17 protein-coding genes and 3 pseudogenes are annotated in these 17,804 nt (G+C 59.6%); 11 read left to right on the top strand and 9 right to left on the bottom strand.

Annotated elements, in window-relative coordinates:
- Positions 1-34 precede the first annotated feature (34 nt).
- Positions 35-1,114, bottom strand: a complete 1,080-nt coding sequence (locus BK658_RS15060) for a patatin-like phospholipase family protein (protein ID WP_123582959.1) — start codon at positions 1,112-1,114, stop codon at positions 35-37.
- A gap of 272 nt (positions 1,115-1,386) precedes the next feature.
- Between BK658_RS15060 and BK658_RS15055 the strand changes: the two genes are divergently transcribed.
- The 6 genes and pseudogenes from BK658_RS15055 (at position 1,387) to BK658_RS30785 (ending at position 7,003) form a co-directional block, all read left to right on the top strand.
- Positions 1,387-1,701, top strand: a complete 315-nt coding sequence (locus BK658_RS15055; RefSeq protein WP_123582958.1) for a PepSY domain-containing protein — start codon at positions 1,387-1,389, stop codon at positions 1,699-1,701.
- Positions 1,701-2,369 (top strand): response regulator transcription factor, encoded by a 669-nt coding sequence (locus tag BK658_RS15050; RefSeq protein WP_123582957.1) that lies wholly within the window; start codon positions 1,701-1,703, stop codon positions 2,367-2,369. Before BK658_RS15055 ends, BK658_RS15050 begins: the two co-directional genes overlap by 1 nt.
- Positions 2,366-3,682: an ATP-binding protein gene (locus tag BK658_RS15045; protein ID WP_123582956.1), complete on the top strand. Its 1,317-nt coding sequence runs from the start codon at positions 2,366-2,368 to the stop codon at positions 3,680-3,682. Before BK658_RS15050 ends, BK658_RS15045 begins: the two co-directional genes overlap by 4 nt.
- Before the next feature lie 248 nt (positions 3,683-3,930).
- Positions 3,931-5,247 (top strand): Na+/H+ antiporter family protein, encoded by a 1,317-nt coding sequence (locus tag BK658_RS15040; protein ID WP_185019837.1) that lies wholly within the window; start codon positions 3,931-3,933, stop codon positions 5,245-5,247.
- 73 nt (positions 5,248-5,320) lie between these two features.
- Positions 5,321-6,145, top strand: a pseudogene (locus BK658_RS30790) (cache domain-containing protein); the annotation flags it as partial.
- A gap of 36 nt (positions 6,146-6,181) precedes the next feature.
- A complete protein-coding gene (locus BK658_RS30785) occupies positions 6,182-7,003 on the top strand; it encodes a methyl-accepting chemotaxis protein (protein ID WP_371917673.1) in 822 nt (273 codons plus the stop codon).
- A gap of 135 nt (positions 7,004-7,138) precedes the next feature.
- Here the strand turns inward: BK658_RS30785 and trhP are convergent, their stop codons facing one another.
- On the bottom strand, positions 7,139-8,476 hold the full coding sequence (gene trhP, locus BK658_RS15030) for a prephenate-dependent tRNA uridine(34) hydroxylase TrhP (protein WP_123582953.1): 1,338 nt from the start codon (positions 8,474-8,476) through the stop codon (positions 7,139-7,141).
- A 156-nt stretch (positions 8,477-8,632) separates the two neighbouring features.
- Here trhP and BK658_RS15025 point away from each other — a divergent pair, with 156 nt between their 5' ends.
- Complete coding sequence (locus BK658_RS15025; protein WP_123582952.1) at positions 8,633-9,694, top strand: AI-2E family transporter; 1,062 nt, start codon at positions 8,633-8,635, stop codon at positions 9,692-9,694.
- Here BK658_RS15025 and BK658_RS15020 read toward each other — a convergent pair.
- The 3 genes from BK658_RS15020 to BK658_RS15010 all read right to left on the bottom strand — a co-directional run bounded on the left by BK658_RS15020 (position 9,691) and on the right by BK658_RS15010 (position 10,748).
- Positions 9,691-9,873: a hypothetical protein gene (locus BK658_RS15020; protein WP_019692817.1), complete on the bottom strand. Its 183-nt coding sequence runs from the start codon at positions 9,871-9,873 to the stop codon at positions 9,691-9,693. The genes BK658_RS15025 and BK658_RS15020 overlap by 4 nt on opposite strands.
- Positions 9,874-9,979: 106 nt before the next feature.
- Positions 9,980-10,174, bottom strand: a complete 195-nt coding sequence (locus tag BK658_RS15015) for a hypothetical protein (protein ID WP_054596479.1) — start codon at positions 10,172-10,174, stop codon at positions 9,980-9,982.
- Between the two features lie 259 nt (positions 10,175-10,433).
- Positions 10,434-10,748 (bottom strand): hypothetical protein, encoded by a 315-nt coding sequence (locus BK658_RS15010; RefSeq protein WP_123582951.1) that lies wholly within the window; start codon positions 10,746-10,748, stop codon positions 10,434-10,436.
- 247 nt (positions 10,749-10,995) lie between these two features.
- Here BK658_RS15010 and BK658_RS15005 point away from each other — a divergent pair, with 247 nt between their 5' ends.
- The gene (locus tag BK658_RS15005) at positions 10,996-11,814 is read left to right on the top strand and encodes a shikimate 5-dehydrogenase (protein WP_123582950.1); all 819 of its coding nucleotides are present in this window, start codon (positions 10,996-10,998) and stop codon (positions 11,812-11,814) included.
- A 28-nt stretch (positions 11,815-11,842) separates the two neighbouring features.
- Here BK658_RS15005 and BK658_RS15000 read toward each other — a convergent pair whose 3' ends face one another.
- The gene (locus tag BK658_RS15000) at positions 11,843-12,490 is read right to left on the bottom strand and encodes a YceH family protein (protein WP_123583100.1); all 648 of its coding nucleotides are present in this window, start codon (positions 12,488-12,490) and stop codon (positions 11,843-11,845) included.
- A gap of 226 nt (positions 12,491-12,716) precedes the next feature.
- Complete coding sequence (locus tag BK658_RS14995; protein WP_123582949.1) at positions 12,717-13,643, bottom strand: universal stress protein; 927 nt, start codon at positions 13,641-13,643, stop codon at positions 12,717-12,719.
- 775 nt (positions 13,644-14,418) lie between these two features.
- Here BK658_RS14995 and BK658_RS14985 point away from each other — a divergent pair.
- A pseudogene (locus tag BK658_RS14985) lies at positions 14,419-14,685 on the top strand (hypothetical protein); the annotation flags it as partial.
- 138 nt (positions 14,686-14,823) lie between these two features.
- Complete coding sequence (locus BK658_RS14980) at positions 14,824-15,747, top strand: universal stress protein (RefSeq protein ID WP_123582947.1); 924 nt, start codon at positions 14,824-14,826, stop codon at positions 15,745-15,747.
- 53 nt (positions 15,748-15,800) lie between these two features.
- Here the strand turns inward: BK658_RS14980 and BK658_RS14975 are convergent, their stop codons facing one another.
- Complete coding sequence (locus tag BK658_RS14975) at positions 15,801-16,364, bottom strand: GNAT family N-acetyltransferase (protein ID WP_123582946.1); 564 nt, start codon at positions 16,362-16,364, stop codon at positions 15,801-15,803.
- A gap of 224 nt (positions 16,365-16,588) precedes the next feature.
- Here BK658_RS14975 and BK658_RS14970 point away from each other — a divergent pair, with 224 nt between their 5' ends.
- On the top strand, positions 16,589-17,509 hold the full coding sequence (locus BK658_RS14970) for a universal stress protein (RefSeq protein WP_123582945.1): 921 nt from the start codon (positions 16,589-16,591) through the stop codon (positions 17,507-17,509).
- Here BK658_RS14970 and BK658_RS14965 read toward each other — a convergent pair.
- Positions 17,499-17,795: pseudogene (locus tag BK658_RS14965) on the bottom strand (alcohol dehydrogenase); the annotation flags it as partial. The gene BK658_RS14970 and the pseudogene BK658_RS14965 overlap by 11 nt on opposite strands.
- Between the last annotated feature and the right edge of the window lie 9 nt (positions 17,796-17,804).

Below are 17,804 nucleotides of genomic sequence, written 5' to 3'. Positions count from 1 at the left end.
ACAGCTTGGGTTCCGGGTTGCGGGAAAACACTGACTAAAGGGTCAGCAGCTGCTCACCCAAACGCCCGCTGACAGTCAGTTCGAGGAACTCGTCGCCGAGCCGCTGGCTCTCGTCCATGGCGGTTTTCCAGTATTTCTGGCGGCTGGCCGGGTCCCCCATGAAACGCTTGAAGTCGTTCCGGTCGGGTAATTTTCCGTAGGGCAGGCGCGACAGGTAGGACTTCGAGGGTGCCACCAGCAGCACATCCTGCAAACGCCCGGAATTGCCGCGTCGCCATGGCAGGGTTTTGTCGAACCAGCCGGGAATCACCCGATCGGTGAAGTGCGGGTAAAGCACGATGTCGTCACCGCTGTACGGCAAGTCGAGGTGGTAATCCAGCAAGCCGCCATCGCGATAAGTTCCCGCGCCCGCACCGGGCAAATCACGTACGCCTTCCATGACCATCGGGATCGAACCCGACGCGAGCAAGGCCTGACGCAAGTTACCGGCGTTCAGCGGGACGAAACGCGACGGGAAGTCATTCAGCGCGTTGAGCGGTGGCGCCAGGCGTGGGTCATGCACGATCAGCCGTTCGAAGTGCCGCGACAACCGTGAGCGTCCGCGCAGGTTGTCGGCGATCACCGATGACAAGCCCAGCCCGAGCCGTCCGCGATGGTCGTCGGCGAGAAGGCCGTGGCTTTTCACAAGCATGATGTTCAGCCGATAGAGCGGGTTGTCCAGCAGCAGCGCATCGCGCCCGTCGAGCAAGTCATGCAACATGCGCCGCGAGCTCTGGCTGATCTGCGCCATGCTCACGCCCTTGGCAAAACTCTGCGCATTGTACAGCTCACCGAGACGTCTGATGCCTTCGGCAGCGTCTGGCAAGCAGGCGCTGGCGAAGCGCCAGGAGCCCACCGAGGCACCGATCAACGAGCGCTCACGCGGGGCGGCCGGCAGCCACTGCCCGAACAGCGCCAGGTCCAGACCTTGAATCCCCAGGGCTTTCGGTCCACCGGCGGCACCGGGTAGCGTGCCGACATCCTGGGCGCTCAAGCCGTTTTCGCGAATCCGCGTAAAAGCCCGAGGGCCGGCCTTGAGGGTCAGGGCAGGGAACTTGATGTGGATGGCGGTCATACCGGTCTCTGTGCGGGCGAGCGGGTGATTATAAGGCGTACTCGGCGTAGGAGCTGCCGTAGGCTGCGATCTTTACTGTCGATGTCACTTGAGTATTGGGTGAAAGATCAAAAGATCGCAGCCTGCGGCAGCTCCTACGAGTTTGTATAGGCAGAAATGGAGTGTGAACGCTGCAATGATGGCAATTCAGTTTCAGTTAAGTTGATGCCGCTAGGGTGACGCCCCGGGTAATTTATGAAGAATACGCAGGCACTCCATGCTCAGGATATGTAATGAAGGTTAATCTGCGCGCGTATGGTCTGGCGACCCTGACGCTCCTGGCATTTTGCTCGGTGGTGGTGGCCCGTGACCTGGATCAGGACGAAGCGCTGCGCCTGCGTCAGAAAGGCGTGATTCTACCGCTTGAACAGCTGTTGCAGCAGGCCATGGACCGCCACCCCGGCGCTAAATTGCTCGAGGCCGGGCTTGAAGAAAAGCATGAGGTCTACATTTACGAAGTCGAGTTGCTGACCGCCGACGGCGTGGTGCGGGAGCTGAACCTCGAAGCCGCCACTGGGCGCTTGATCAAAGACAAGGACGATGACTGATGCGCCTGCTGCTGGTGGAAGACCACGTACCGCTGGCCGACGAATTGATGGCCGGGCTTGATCGCCAGGGTTACGCCGTCGACTGGTTGGCCGATGGCCGCGATGCGGTGTATCAAGGTCGCTCTGAACCCTACGACCTGATCATTCTCGATCTGGGCCTGCCGGGGTTGCCGGGGCTTGAGGTGCTCGGCCAATGGCGGGCGGCGGGCCTGGCTACGCCAGTGTTGGTGCTGACCGCGCGCGACTCCTGGGCCGAACGCATCGAAGGGCTCAAGGCTGGCGCCGACGACTACCTGAGCAAACCGTTTCACCCGGAAGAACTGCATCTGCGGATTCAAGCGTTGCTGCGACGCTCCCATGGCCACGCCAATCAACCGACGCTCAAGGCGGCCGGGTTGCAGTTGGACGAGGGCCGTCAATGCGTGATTCGCGACGGCGCCGACATTCAGCTGACCGCTGCCGAGTTCCGCCTGTTGCGCTACTTCATGCTGCACCCGGAGCAGATCCTTTCCAAAAGCCACCTGGCCGAACACCTCTACGACGGTGAAACCGAACGCGACTCGAACGTGCTGGAAGTTCACGTCAATCACCTGCGCCGCAAACTCGGCCGCAGCGTGATCGACACCCGTCGCGGTCAGGGTTACCTGTTCGGTGGGCAAACCCGGTGAGGTCGATTCAGCGGCGTTTGAGCCTGGGACTGATCAGCGTCATGGTGGTGGTCGGTCTGGTGCTGGCGCAAACCAGTTTGTGGCTGTTCGAAGTGGGCTTGCAGCGTTATCTGGAAGCCGGGTTGCGCAATGACAGCGAAAACCTGCTGATGGCATTGGTGCGGGGGCCGCAGGGTTTGCAACTGGATGAACGACGTCTGTCACCAGCTTACCAGCGACCGTTCTCCGGGCATTATTTCCATATCGACTTTGCCGACAATCACTGGCGCTCACGTTCGTTGTGGGATCAGGAATTACCGCTGCTCGATCATCCCGGGCTGCACAGCAACCTGCAACTGGGCCCGGAAGGCCAGCAATTGCTGGTTTTACGCTCGGACTACCGGCGGTTGGGGCAGTCAATTTCCATCAGCGTGGCGCAGGACTACACCCCGGTGCGCGAGAGCTTCCAGCGCATGCGCCAGGTCGGGCTCGGGTTGGGCCTGACGGGGTTGCTGCTGATTCTGGTGTTGCAGCGTGTCACCGTGCGGCGCGCTTTGCGACCGCTGGAAAACGCCCGCGAGCAGATCGCTCAGCTGCAACAAGGGCAACGCTCGCAACTGGACGATCAAGTGCCGCTGGAATTGGTGCCTTTGGTGGCGCAGATCAACCATTTGCTCGCGCACACCGAAGACAGCCTCAAGCGCTCGCGCAATGCCCTGGGTAACCTCGGTCATGCGCTGAAGACACCACTGGCGGTGCTGTTGAGCCTGGCGGCGTGCGAAAAACTCGAGGCCCATCCCGAACTGCGCAAGATGCTTCGCGAGCAACTCGAACAGGTTCAGCAGCGACTCAATCGCGAATTGAATCGCGCGCGCCTGGCCGGCGATGCCTTGCCGGGTGCGCAGTTCGATTGCGCTGCCGAGCTGCCGGGATTGCTGGCGACCCTGAACATGATCCACGGCGACCACCTGCACCTCGGCTATACCACCGCACCGGCCGGTTTGCACTTGCCTTGGGATCGAGAGGATATGCTGGAGCTGCTCGGCAATCTGCTGGATAACGCCTGCAAATGGGCGGATGCCGAGGTGCGCTTGAGCATCGTCGAGACGGCTGAAGGGTTTGTGCTGGCGGTAGAAGACGATGGCCCGGGAATTCCCGAAGCGCAGCGTGATCAGGTGTTCAGTCGCGGCACGCGCCTGGATGAGCAGACTGACGGGCATGGTTTGGGATTGGGCATCGTGCGCGATATCGTCGAGGCGTGGGGCGGGGAGTTGGTGTTGCAGGAGAGCGAGTGGGGCGGGTTGAAGGTGGTGGTTTTATTGCCTAAGCGCTGAAAGATCGCAGCCTGCGATCCTTTGATCTTCCAGCACCGTGAAGTCAAAAGATCGTCCGAACGCGGCCCGAACCTGCGGCAGCTCCTACGGGATCGGTGTTGGTTTTGACAAGCCAGGCCCTCTGCGGCACAGTGCGCGCCCTCTAATAAAACCCTCTCTTCAATCCGCCGTCGGCTCACGCAGCTGGCTGGACGGACTCATCCTGTTTGCGCCGGATTTACCCGTCGCCATGTTTTGAGGTAACGATGATTAATGCAGTAATTGCCGCGGTCGGCGTCATGCTGGTGCTCAGCCTGTCCCGCGTGCATGTGGTGATCGCGCTGATCGTCGGCGCGCTGGTGGGCGGTTTGACCGGCGGCCTGGGTATCGATGCCACGCTCAAGGCCTTCAACAGTGGCCTGGGCGGCGGTGCGACCGTGGCCTTGTCCTACGCGTTGCTCGGCGCTTTCGCGGTGGCGATTGCCAAATCCGGCCTGGCCCACGCCTTGGCGGACAAAGCCTTGCTGCTGGTCGACCGGCAGGACGCCGAGGGTGGTGGGCAGGTCAAATGGCTGCTGATCGCGTTGCTCTGGGTCGTGGCCATCGCTTCGCAGAACGTCCTGCCGATTCACATCGCTTTCATTCCGCTGCTGGTGCCGCCACTTCTTTATGTACTGACCAAGCTGCAACTGGATCGCCGACTGATTGCCTGCGTCATGACCTTTGGCCTGATCACGCCGTACATGTTCTTGCCGGTGGGCTTTGGCAACATCTTCCTGAATGAGATTTTGCTGGCCAACGTCAGTCGAAGCGGGGTGGACATCAGTGGTGTCAACGTCACTCATGCCATGGGGATTCCTGCGTTGGGCATGGTGTTCGGATTGTTGATGGCGTTCGTCAGCTACCGCAAGAAGCGTGTGTATGACCTGGAGAAAATCGAGCGGGTCGAGCAGGTCGCGGTGCAATACAACCCGCTGACCTTGATGGTCGCGGGGCTGGCGATTGCCGCGGCGTTCATCATTCAGTTGCTGCTGGACTCGATGATTATCGGCGCGCTGGCCGGGTTTCTGATCTTCTCGGTATCGGGCGTCGTACGCTGGCGCGAGACTGACGACCTGTTCACCGAAGGCATGAAGATGATGGCGATGATTGGTTTCATCATGATCGCCGCCTCGGGTTTCGCCGAGGTCATGAAGGCCACGGGCGACGTGAAAACCCTGGTTGAGGCCTCAGCTTCGTGGATCGGTCACAGTAAAGGCGTCGGTGCATTGCTGATGTTGCTGGTCGGCCTGCTGGTGACCATGGGCATCGGTTCATCGTTTTCTACGGTGCCGATTCTCGCGGCGATCTTCGTGCCGTTGTGCGTGCAACTGGGTTTCAGCCCGTTGGCAATCGTCTGCATCGTCGGGACTGCCGGCGCCTTGGGCGATGCCGGTTCGCCAGCGTCCGATTCGACCCTGGGCCCGACCTCCGGTCTGAATATCGACGGCCAGCATCACCATATCTGGGACACCGTGGTCCCGACGTTTTTGCACTACAACCTGCCGCTGCTGGCGTTTGGCTGGGTAGCAGCGATGATCCTCTGACAACGCCTACAGTTTTACGTTGCTCTGCCGTTAATGCTTTAACCACGCCAATAATATCCAGAGTGAACAACACATGCGCCTGAGCCTTAAAGCCAAAGTCTTGTCCCTCTCCGTCCTTCCGGTGTTGCTCTTTGCGCTGGTGATCAGTCTGACCACTGCCTTCATCTTGCAAGAGCAGGCCCGTAAAGAAGTCGAAGAAACCCGTCAGCGGTTGATGAACGATGCCAAGGCCACCCTGCAGAGTTACGTTGCGGTGGCGATGACGGCGATCAAACCGCTGTATGACGCCGCAGCGCCTGGCGATGATGCGGCTCGCGCGCAAGTGGTCAAATTGCTGTCGAGCATCAGCTACGGCAAGGACGGTTACTTCTTCGGCTACGACTCCAACACCGTGCGCCTGTTCAAGGCCAACAGCCCGGAAGGTGTTGGCCAGAGCTTCAAGGACAATCGCGATCCGAACGGCGTGTACGTCAACCGTGACCTGGTGAAAGTCGCCAAGGACGGTACGCACTACCTGCAATACAGCTCGCCGTTGCCTGGCGATAGCAAAGTCCTGGTGCCCAAGCTGGGTTACACCGAATACCTGTCCAAGTGGGACATGGCTATCGGTACCTCGGTGAATCTCGATGGTGTCGAAGCCCAGGTCGCCGTGGTCCAGACCGAGGTTCGCGAGCGCATGGAAGGCGTGCTGCTGAGCATCGTCGGCGTCGCGGCGGTGGTGCTGCTGGTGATCGCGGCGGTCGGCCTGTTTGTGGCCAATACCATTTTGCGTCCGCTGCACCTGATGAAGGCCAATCTGGATGACATCGCGGCAGGCGAGGGCGATTTGACGCGGCGGCTGGCGATTACCTCTCAAGATGAACTGGGCGAGCTGGCCGGTTCGTTCAACCGTTTTGTCGACAAAATTCACAGCCTGGTGCGGCAGATTACCGAGATGACGTCGCAGCTGACCGGGCTGGTCAATCAGGTCTCCGATCAGGCCCAGCGTTCGGATCAGGCCATGGAGCGCCAACGTCACGAGACGGATCAGGTGGCCACGGCAATCAACGAGATGTCGGCGGCAGCGCAGGAAGTGGCGAAAAGCGCCCAAGGCGCTGCGGTTGCGGCCCAGCAAACCGACGAAGAAGGTCAGGCGGCCAAGCGCGTGGTGGCCGGGAGCATTTCGCAGATCCATGCGCTGGTGAAGGATATTCGCAGCAGCGGGGTTTCTCTCGACAGTTTGCAGCAGGACGTGTCGTCGATTGTCAGCGTGCTGGGGGTGATCCGTTCGATTGCCGATCAGACTAACTTGCTGGCGCTGAACGCTGCCATCGAAGCCGCTCGCGCCGGTGAGGCCGGGCGTGGCTTTGCGGTGGTCGCCGATGAGGTGCGCGCGCTGGCCAGTCGCACGCAGCAAAGCACTCAGGAAATTCAGGGCATGATCGACCGCTTGCAGGCCGGCACCCAGTCGGCGGTCGATGCCATGCGCCGCTCCAGCGAGGCCGGTGACGGCACCTCGGCGCAGGCTAATCAGGCGGGCGCTTCGCTGGACACCATGGCGCAGTTGATCGGAACCATCAATTCGATGAACGCGCAGATCGCCAGCGCTGCCGAAGAGCAAACCGCGGTGGCCGAAGAGATCAACCGCAGCGTGCATCAGATTGCTGTCGCCGTGGACAGCGTCGCCGACGAAACCCAGCTCGGCGCACAAACCTCCCGCAGCCTGGCGGATTTGGGCCAGCGGTTGGGCAAGCTGGTAGGGCAGTTCAGGATCTGAAAATATTTCCCGATCGTTCCCACGCTCTGCGTGGGAACGCCGCCATGGACGCTCCGCGTCCGCTTTGAAAGTGACGCGGAGCGTCACGAGATGCATTCCCACGCGGAGCGTGGGAACGATCAATTAGAGTGGGTTTCAACCTTCACGCACATCGCGCATCAACAACCCGAACTTCAAATCCACCGCATCCGGAATCGGTAGATACACGGTGTGCCCGTCCCCCGGGGCCACTTCAATTGCTTCGCCTTTAGCGCTTTGCAACTGATGCAAGTCGAAGTGGAAATTGCCTTTGGGCGTCATCAATTCCATGTGATCGCCCAAACCAAAGCGGTTTTTCACCTTGACCTCGGCCAGCCGATCACGGCGCTCACCGGTCAGCTCACCGGTCAGCTCACCGACAAACTGCTGACGCTCCGACACCGAGCTGCCGTTCTGGTAGTTCTGGTATTCGTCGTGCACATGGCGGCGCAGGAATCCTTCGGTATAGCCACGCTGGGCCAGGGATTCGAGGTCGGTCATCAGGCTGCGATCGAACTCGCGACCGGCCACGGCATCGTCAATGGCGCGGCGGTAGACCTGAGTGGTCCGGGCGCAGTAGAAGTGCGATTTGGTCCGGCCCTCGATCTTCAACGAGTGGACGCCCATCTGCGTCAAGCGAGCGACATGCTGCACGGCGCGCAGGTCCTTGGCGTTCATGATGTAGGTGCCGTGCTCGTCCTCGAAGGCCGGCATCAGTTCATCGGGGCGGTTGGCCTCCTGTAGCAAAAACACTTGATCAGTGGGCGTGCCGATGCCCAGCGTTGGCTCCGGGATGAACACCTGAACGATCTCGCCCACGACGTTTTCCGTGGCCGGCTGTGCGGAGTATTTCCAGCGACAGGCGTTGGTGCAGGTGCCCTGGTTGGCATCGCGCTTGTTCATGTAACCCGACAGCAGGCAGCGCCCGGAATAGGCCATGCACAATGCGCCGTGAACGAACACTTCCAGCTCCATGGCGGGCACTTGCTGGCGAATCTCGGCGATTTCTTCCAGCGACAGCTCCCGCGACAGGATGATCCGGCTCAAGCCTTGCTGCTGCCAGAACTCGACGCTGGCCCAGTTCACCGTGTTGGCTTGCACCGAGAGGTGAATCGGCATCTGCGGGAAATGCCGGCGCACCAGCATGATCAGCCCGGGGTCGGACATGATCAGCGCATCCGGGGCCATGGCGATGACCGGCTGAAGATCCTTGAGGAAGGTTTTCAGCTTGGCATTGTGTGGGGCGATGTTCACCACCACATAGAATCGCTTGCCCTGGGCCTGGGCTTCGCGGATACCGAGGGCCAGGTTGGCATGATCGAACTCGTTATTGCGCACACGCAAGCTGTAGCGCGGCTGGCCGGCGTAGACCGCATCGGCGCCATAGGCGAAGGCGTAACGCATGTTTTTCAGGGTGCCGGCAGGGGCAAGCAGTTCAGGCGTGGCGAGGGGCATGAGGGGCTCGATCACAAAAGCTCGCGAGGGTAGAGCAGTTGCGCGGGGCGTTTATTGATCTGGATCTATGCTGAGTGAACAAAAGAGGGCACTCGGGCGAGTCGACTGACTTTGAAGAGTCAGTCAGTGTCTGCGTGTTACTGGCAGGGATCGGACATGAATGAAACCGTTGGGCGAGACAAATCACTGCTGGTGCTGCTGGTGTTGGTGACCGCCGCTTTCATCTGGATTCTGCTGCCGTTCTACGGCGCGGTGTTCTGGGCAGTGATTCTCGGCATTGTTTTCGCGCCCTTGCAGCGTCGGCTGCAAGCGAAGTTCGGCTGGCACCGTAACCTGACGGCCCTCTGCACCTTGAGCATCTGTCTGGTCATTGCCATTTTGCCGGTGGTCATTACCAGCATCTTGCTGGTGCAGGAGGGTGCGAGCATCTACAAGAATATCGAGAGCGGCCAGTTAGACATCGCCAGCTATCTGGCGCAGTTCAAACACAGCCTGCCGCCGTATTTTCAGCATCTGCTGGATCGCTTCGGCATGGGAGAGCTGAACGCTTTGCGCGAAAAAATCGTCAAGACCGCGATGCAGGGCAGCGAGTTTTTCGCCAGTAAGGCGTTCAGCTTCGGTCAGGGCACTGTCGACGTTGTGGTGAGCTTTTTTATCATGCTCTACCTGTTGTTCTTCTTTCTGCGCGACGGTGCCGAACTAGCGCGCAATGTCCGCGCGGCCGTGCCGTTGGCGGAACATCAAAAGCGCCGCCTGCAGCTCAAGTTCAATCGCGTGGTACGAGCCACGGTCAAAGGCAACCTGCTGATGGCGATCACACAAGGCGCGCTGGGTGGGTTGATTTTCTGGTTTCTGGACATTCCCAGTGCATTGCTCTGGGCGGTGATAATGGCGTTTCTGTCACTGTTGCCAGCGGTGGGGGCGGCGATTGTCTGGGTGCCGGTGACTGCCTGGTTCCTGCTCAGCGGCGCGATCTGGCAGGGTGTGGTGCTGGGCTTGTTCGGGGTGTTCGTGATCAGTCTGGTGGACAATCTGCTGCGGCCGATCCTGGTGGGTAAAGACACCAGGATGCCGGATTACCTGGTCCTGATCTCGACCTTGGGCGGTCTGGCGATCTTCGGGCTCAATGGTTTTGTCATTGGGCCGTTGATCGCCGCGCTGTTCATGTCGAGTTGGGACTTGTACATCGAAACCAGGCCACGCGTGCAGTTGCCTTAAGCGCCCAGCGCGTAGGTGCCGATACGTTGCGACAGGGCCTGGGCGGCGGGCAGTGAAGTGAGCGGGCCGCTGATCGCGACGCCGTCCTGAACCAGATACCAACAGGCGAGCAATCCCAGCTCTCTGAGCGGTGCGGGAACGGCGCTACCAATAACGGACATGATCTGAACCTTGGGCATAAGTACCTCCATCAATCTATGGAGCTACCTTACTGACCCGGTGGTTCAACGGAAAATCAACGCGCTCGATAGTGGACATTGACGACAACGTGGCGAATGGCCGCTGTCAGTCGACGACCTGGTCGAGCATGTTCATCACTTCGTGATCATTGAGCAGGCCTTTGCGCACCAGGTTTTCGGCGAGCAGCGAGAGAAACTTGGCGCTGCGATGGCCTTCCAGGTGTTTGAGCTCAGTCAATGCGTTATAGACCTTGCTTGAGGTACAGAGTCCAACAATGCGGTGCGGGTTTTGCGTGGGCATAAGGGTCGTCCTTGTTGTTATGAACCGTTTATTACGGACAATTCAAAGCTTGCTGAACTGTCATGACATAAATATGACGGTTATAGCGCACAAGCCAGGGCATTCGTCGGATCAATCATGCCAAATTTAACTGCAGTCACTGTCCCGGTAGCGACCTTGGCGAGATTTATTCAGACATTGTTCTGAGCGCAGAACGAAAACAGGCCCCGTCGAGACGGAGCCTGTGTTGTGTAACTGGCAGTGATTACCAGCCTGGGTTTCAGTAACGGGGCTGAACGTAATACCCCTGTGGCTGGACGTAAACCGGTGCGGGCTGGACGTACACCGGCTGCGGTTGAACGTAGACTGGCTGCGGTTGAACGTAGACCGGTTGTTGTTGTACGTAAACCGGACGCTCGTTGGCCATGACTGATCCCGCGACCACCGCGCCTACCACAGCGCCGACGGCGAGCGGTGCACCCCAGCCCCAGCCGCCGCCACGGCCATGACCATAATAGTAGCCATGGGCTTGCGCCTGTCCTGCGACAGCAAATGCACCGATCAGCAAGGCTATTACAGGGAGTTTGCGGATCATGATAATTCCTCGTGTTTTCGCCCCAACGCGCTTGAGCCTTCAATAGGTTCAAGGATAGTTGCGGGGATAACTCTATGACAGCGTTTTTTGGCGAATCTGCGACGCGTCAGAGTAAATATTGTGTAAGGTCTGTACCGGCATCTTTACCTTTACATACCCGCCGGGCCAGAGGCCTCGCTATGATCGGATAAACCCGATGCCATGGCCAATCCCGTCCATCTGAAAGTGTAATTTGAAGGAGAACCACATGCTGATGAACCCGAATAAAGACACCCAGCTGTGCATGTCACTGTCTGGGCGCCCCGGGAATTTCGGCCTGCGTTTCCACAACCATCTGTATGAGCAACTGGGCCTGAATTTCTATTACAAGGCGTTCAGCAGTCAGGATCTGCCGGGGGCGATTGGCGGGATTCGTGCCCTGGGTATTCGCGGCTGCGGCGTATCGATGCCCTTCAAGGAAGCCTGCATCGCACTGGTCGATGAGCTGGACACGTCGGCGCAAGCCATTGCCTCGATCAACACCATCGTTAACACCAACGGTCACCTCAAGGCTTACAACACCGATTACATCGCCATCGAGCAATTGCTGAAAACCCATGCGGTGCCGCAGGACTCGACGTTCGCCTTGCGCGGCAGCGGCGGGATGGCCAAAGCGGTGGCCAGTGCCTTGCGCGACGGTGGCTATCAAAACGGCCTGATCGTGGCGCGTAACGAAAGTGCTGGGCGCGCCTTGGCCGACTCGCTGGGTTATCGCTGGCAAGCAGCGCTCGGCAGTGAGCGTCCGCGGATGTTGGTCAATGTCACGCCGATTGGCATGAGCGGTGGCGCGGAGGCCGATCAACTGTCCTTTGACGCTGACGCCATTGATGCTGCCGAGACTGTCTTCGATGTGGTGGCGATCCCCTCGGAAACGCCGCTGATCGTGCGCGCTCGTGCCGCAGGAAAACGGGTCATCACCGGGCTTGAAGTCATTGCCATTCAGGCGCTTGAGCAGTTTGTGCTGTACACCGGCGTGCGTCCCAGCGATGAGCAGTTCCACAAGGCCGTGGCGTTCGCCCGCAGCTGATCAGGCGCTGCGGGGCAGGTTGGCTAGGTTACTCGAGGCGCGCCAGGCGCTCTTCGAGCGCCGCAATCCGCGCTTCGAGTTCTTCGATGCGCTCCACCGACACGCCGCTGCTGGCGCCACGCTCCGCCGGGTTCTGGCGGGCGGCGAGGATCGCTTCGATATCTGCCGGGTCGCCCAGTGCGTGCATATAGCGGTCTTCGCGCTGGCCCGACTGGCGCGGCAGCAACATCGCGAGCCCGCGGGCAATCAAGCGTTCCAGCTGATGGACAACCTGTTCGGCATCTTCGAAGTCGTGCATGCGGCCGCTGCGTGTCAGCAGTTCGTTGACCGTCTGTGGACCGCGCAGAAATAGCAATCCGGTCAGAATAACCTGGGCCGGGACAAGTTCCAGCGCCTTGTCGAGCCGATGCTCCCAGCGATCGGCGCGGCTGCCCATGACCAGCTTGGTGAAGCCTCGACCTTCCAGGGCGCGCAAACTTTGCCCGACCTGGCCCTGGCTGAGGTTCATCACCGGTTCCCGGCTGGTTTTCTGGTTACAGGCGATGACCAGCGCATTAAGGGTCAGTGGATAGGTCTCCGGGCTGGTCGCCTGTTTCTCGATCAAAGAGCCGAGAATGCGCAGCTCCGTGCTGCTCAGTTGCAGTGCATCGGTGGACGTCTCTGGCTCTGCGCTCATGCTTTCCGGGCCCTTGCTAACCGTTTCTTCCATTGTTGACTCCCTGATTTAGCAACAGACCCTTGTTTGTGGGTCAGATCGCTCTCCTTTCACGTCGTTCTGTTTGACGCAGAACCTCGTCGGAGGAGGCGAGTGCGGCAATCTTAGCGCACTGTTGCTCAATCTTCTGGCGCAGACACGGTTCTTCTCGCAGTCGGCATCGCTATCGTAGAGCGTGCCATTTGCCTCACTCAGCAAGTTCTTCGGGCGACACGATCCAGACACTGCATGGCATTTTGTACAAAAGGCTTTCTGCCGTGCTGCCGACCAGCCGGTCCAGCCCTCGATGGCTGATCCGGCCCATGACAATAACATCGACCTGATTGACGTTGGCATAGTTGACCAGGACCTTGCCCGGGTTGCCCATGATCATGTGACGCTGTTGCGGCGGGATGCCGTTGCGCTCGGCAAGTTCGTTGAACGCCTCCCCCTGAGCGTCGAACAGGGTCTTGGCTTGGCCTGAAGAGAAGAAGGTCGAAACGTTGTTGAAGTCGAATTCGTCGGCACTGATGGAGGAAAGGTCATAGGCATAGACGACGTCGACCTCGGCATTGCAGGCACTCGCCAGTTTGACCGCTTCGTGGAGTATCCGGTCGTTCAAGCCTTGGTACTGTTTATCGCGATGGAAGGGGTCGACCGCTGCAACAACCTTGCGAGGCAAGGCATGGATGGCGTTACTGACGAAATGCAGCGGTACTGGACATTCGCGCAGCAAATGCACGTCGAGCGGCGTGAACATCAGTCGCGAGAGCAGCGATTCATGCTGCAGCGCTTTGATCAGCAACTCGATCGGCTGTTCTTTGAGGTGGATCAGAATTTCCTGCAGCGGGCGTTCGACCCAGACCACTTCGGTGGTGACCGCCAGGCCAGTCTTGCGCAGGGGCCTGGCCTGCTCCTCCAGCCACAGGCGGTGACGTTCGACATAACCCTGGCGCATCTCTTCGCGGGCCTGGTCGTTGACCAGGCTGGCGGTCGCCAGGCCTTCCAGATAGTCGAAAGCCACGATGTGCAGCGCCGCACCTTCGGCCTTGGCCAGTGCGGCGGCCCTGTCAAAGGCCGGGCTGTGCTGCATCAGCGGCGAGACGATCAGCATGAAACGTGATTGACCAGACATGACAAACCTCTCCTGAGTAGACACAAAGCCTGCGGCTGTACGGTAGGCACGATGAGTTGTCAGCTCCTGAAACCATGGCCTGATCGTGCCGCTGGCCAGGTGCCCGAGCTTGATCTGTATCAAACGGGCGAGAGGCCGGTCTTGTCGTCCGACATACGGTCGCTTGCTGCGCCTCCAATCTCTTGATTATTGACCATGATCAATCTCTCGTCCGCGAACACGGCGCAGTCTGAAATTCGTACGCTTTTCACGCTCGCGTACAGGGCAGGAGAGATCATCTGCCGTCATTCTCAGCGGCCAAAGCAAGGTCGTGTTACACCGTGATGGAGTGTTTGGACGCCAGGACGCATTACCCGCAGACCCGATTGCGAGGCTTGATCCGAGGCCGGCTATGATTATTGAGATAACAGAACTACTGGCAAGACACCGTTGGCTCGTACAGATGGATGTGTGGGAGGTGGGTTTCGACAGTCGGGATGAAGCAGAGGCGTTCGTCAGGCAACTCAAGGCGCGCATCAATGCGCCGCATGCCTGGCCGGCAAACACTGTCACGAAGCCGTTGACCCGACCGCCCGCCGGCGCTCGATCCGACCCGGCTGTCGAGCAAAGGATGCTGACCGACCTCGCGAGATAAGCGCCGAGGTCAGGGGGGATGACCGGGTGCGTATCCAATGAGTGAAACCTTCGACCTGACCAATGCAGCCGCTGCGCTGGGCATCGGCATGCTGGTCGGTCTTGAGCGCGAGCGCCACAAGGGCGGGGGCGACAGCCGTGCCTGGCGACCGTGATTCAGGTGGGCTTGATCCTGGGAACGGTCGACCCTGGCCTGTTGCGCAGCATGTGGGGGCCGTTGCTATCCGGACTCTTCGTCACGGGGTTGTATGGCGTTTGCTTGATGCTTCCCAGATCGACGGGGACCGGCAACTCGCTGAGCAAATGTGTGGTGGCGTGGGTCAGCGGCGGTCGGCCGTTCGCCACTTATGTCATCCCGGGTCAGGTATTGATGACGGCGGCGATGTGGGCGGGCACCTTGCTGCACTGAAGCGTTTGATGCGGCTCGTATCAATCGAGCTCCTGCAAACAGTGCATAGAGCTGATAAAGATCAAGTCGCCTGCAGCTGGAACGTTCAATCTAAAGTCCTACCGATTGCATTGAAATGGCCGAGCGCCGAGGTGTCTTATGTCGCAGACTCAACGTTTATTGCTGATTGCCCCGCCCGCGATGACCCGTACTCCGGCGTTCGAACGCGCTACGGCCCTGGCTCTGGCGGCGCAATTGCCCTTGCATATCGTGGCGTTCGATTACATCGAAGCCTTGGCGATGGCCGGTCTGTTCGCCCCGGAGCAAATCCGGCAAGCCCGTGATGGCTACCTGGAAAACCACCGACAATGGCTTGAGCAGCAAGCCGGGATGGCTAAGAAGCACGGGGTCGAGGTCACCAGTGAGGTGGTCTGGGTCCAGCACCCCTATGAAGAGATCCTTCACTTCGTCAACGAGATGTCCCTGGCCCTGATCATCAAGGACGCTCAGGAGGAGTCCGCGTTGAAGCGGATCTTCTTTACTCCGCTGGACTGGCAGTTGCTACGCAATTGCCCGGCACCGGTGCATCTGGTCACCAACGCCAGCCACCCACGGCCGCACAAGGTTCTGGCGATTATCGATGTGTTGCGCAGTGAAGACCAGGACCTGGTGTTCAACGATCAGATTGTCGACGCGGCAGTGAAGCTGGCCGAACAGTGCAATGCCCAGCTTGATTTGGTGCATGTGTATGACTGGGTAGCGGTGTACGCCACGGACATGGGCGTTGGTGCATTGCCCCTCGCCACCGGCATCTACGAAGCATTGGGAGAAGCGCAACATGAGGCATTTGCGGCCCTGGCCGAGCGCCATGGCGTGCCGGCTGATCGTCGCCACTTCATTGAAGGCGCGCCGCTGCAGAGCATCTGCGAGTTTGCGACTGATCATCAGATCGATGTCATCGTCATGGGGACGGTGCAGCATCGGGGCTTGAACAAACTCTTGGGCAGTACCGCCGAACATCTCTTGCACCGGGCTCCGTGCAGTGTGCTGGCGATCAAACCGGGTGAGTCGTTGCAGTCATAAGTGTTGAATCGCCCCTTGGCGCGCCAGTGTCTGGTGCTCCAAGGGGCGTTTTTTTACAGCATAAGGCGGTGAATGACCTGGCGGGCATCGTCAGGATCGTTATGGACTTCAAATCCCAGGGCTTTTGCCAAATCACGCATGGGCGCATTGCTTGAGGCATCAATGGAATACATCTGATGAAAGCCGTTCTTGCGGGCGGTCTTGATCAAGTGCTCCATCAACAGCGTACCCAGCCCCAGGTGCTGCCATTCATCGGCGACGGTGATCGCGCATTCGCATTCATGTTCGGCGGTGGCGGCATAGCGACTGACGCCGATTTCGATCAATTTACCGTCTTCGTGGACCAGCGCGATGTAAGCCATGCGTTGCTTGCAGTCGATGTCCATCAACTGGTCGAGCATGGCTTTACCGGGTTCGTTGATTTGCGCCAGAAAGCGCATATGACGGGATTCCGGGGACAGGCGTTTGATGAATGCGTATTCGCGCTCGCGGTCTTTATCCGTCAATGGCCGGATCAGTACATGCCGACCGTCCCTGAGTGCTTCGATCCAGTATTGCCCGGAGACCGCGGCATAGGCGGCGGCAGCCCGTTCGTTGTGGTCCTTGACAGTGAGCATGGTGCAATCCTCCATCTGATGGAAAAAAGGTCCGCGTGTAGCAGAAGGTCCCGCGGTTCATACCTTTTTACGCCAACGGCGGCACTCGAATCTGATCTGGATCAGACACTCGGCACAGGCGTCCTCAAAGGCCCGGATTTGATGTAAATCAACCGCGTTGGGGGCAATGAGCGCAGTCTTGGAACATGCCGGCGGGATAGACCGGCGCCGAGCCGAGGTGTGTGATGGGTCAATATCAACGTTTACTGCTGATCGCCGACCGAACCCTGCATCAATCTCCAGCCTTGCTGCGCGCGGTCGCCCTGGCCAAGGCGAGTGGGGCGGTCTTGCACGTGTGTGCCTTTGTCGAGCCGGTGCCGATCGTTCATTTGTGGGATGAAAATGTCGATGAGGCGGCTTTTCACAGCTACCTGCGTCGCTATCGCCGCTGGATGTCGGAGGAAATCCAGCGGCTGAGCGGTGAGGGACTGAAAGTCTCGGTGGAGGTGGTCTTCACCACCCATCCGCTGCTGGATATCCTGAAGCATGTCGAGGAGTTCAAGCCTGACCTGCTGATCAAGGACGCCACGCTGGAGCCGGTGCTCAAGCGGGTATTCATCACGCCACTCGATTGTCACCTGCTGCGCGAATGTCCGGCGCCTGTGCACCTGGTCAACCAGGCCCGTTATGGTTTACCTCATCGGATCGTGGCGGCGGTGGACCCCTTCGACCCGCAAACCCAGATCAGTGACCTCAATGACACCATTATTCAAAGCGCGAACGCACTGGCCCTGCAGTGCGATGCACCGCTGCATTTGCTGTACGCCTATGACCTGTCGCCAGCGTTCAATGGCGATGCACCGTTGGTCAGCGGCGGCTGGAGCATGGATTACATGGAGGAGCTGCGTGAATCCCTGCACCTGGCATTTGTGACCCTGGCCGACCGCTATGGCGTACCGCCCGAACGACGGCACTTCATCATGGGCCAGCCGGTTCGGGCATTGATTGAGTTTGTCGAAGAGTACCTGGCCGACGTGGTGGTGATGGGTACCGTGCACCGGGTCGGGCTGGATCGGTTGATTGGCAGCACCACTGAACGGGCGCTTTACTCGGTGCCTGGCAGCATTCTGGCGGTCCGGTCACCCGGTTTGACGGTCAGGGGGTGAGCACGATGGCGCCTTTGACCTGACCGCTCCTCAGGTGTGCGAGCGCTTGATTGGCATCGTCCAGTGCAAAGCAGGTGACATCGCTGTGCACGGGCGTGTGCCGGATCTCCTGGAAAAACGCCGTGCCGTCTTCGCGTGTCAGGTTGGCCACCGAACGCACGCTGCGCTCACCCCAGAGCAGTCGATAGGGAAACGCAGGGATGTCGCTCATGTGGATGCCGGCGCATATCACACAGCCACCCTTGACAGTGGCCTCCAGCGCCAACGGCACCAGTAGAATCAAAGGCATTCAGGC

The organism is Pseudomonas brassicacearum (assembly GCF_003732175.1).
Lineage (GTDB): Bacteria > Pseudomonadota > Gammaproteobacteria > Pseudomonadales > Pseudomonadaceae > Aquipseudomonas > Aquipseudomonas brassicacearum_G.
The sequence above is the reverse complement of the archived record's forward strand: the minus strand, read 5'-3'. Positions and strand labels throughout refer to the sequence as shown.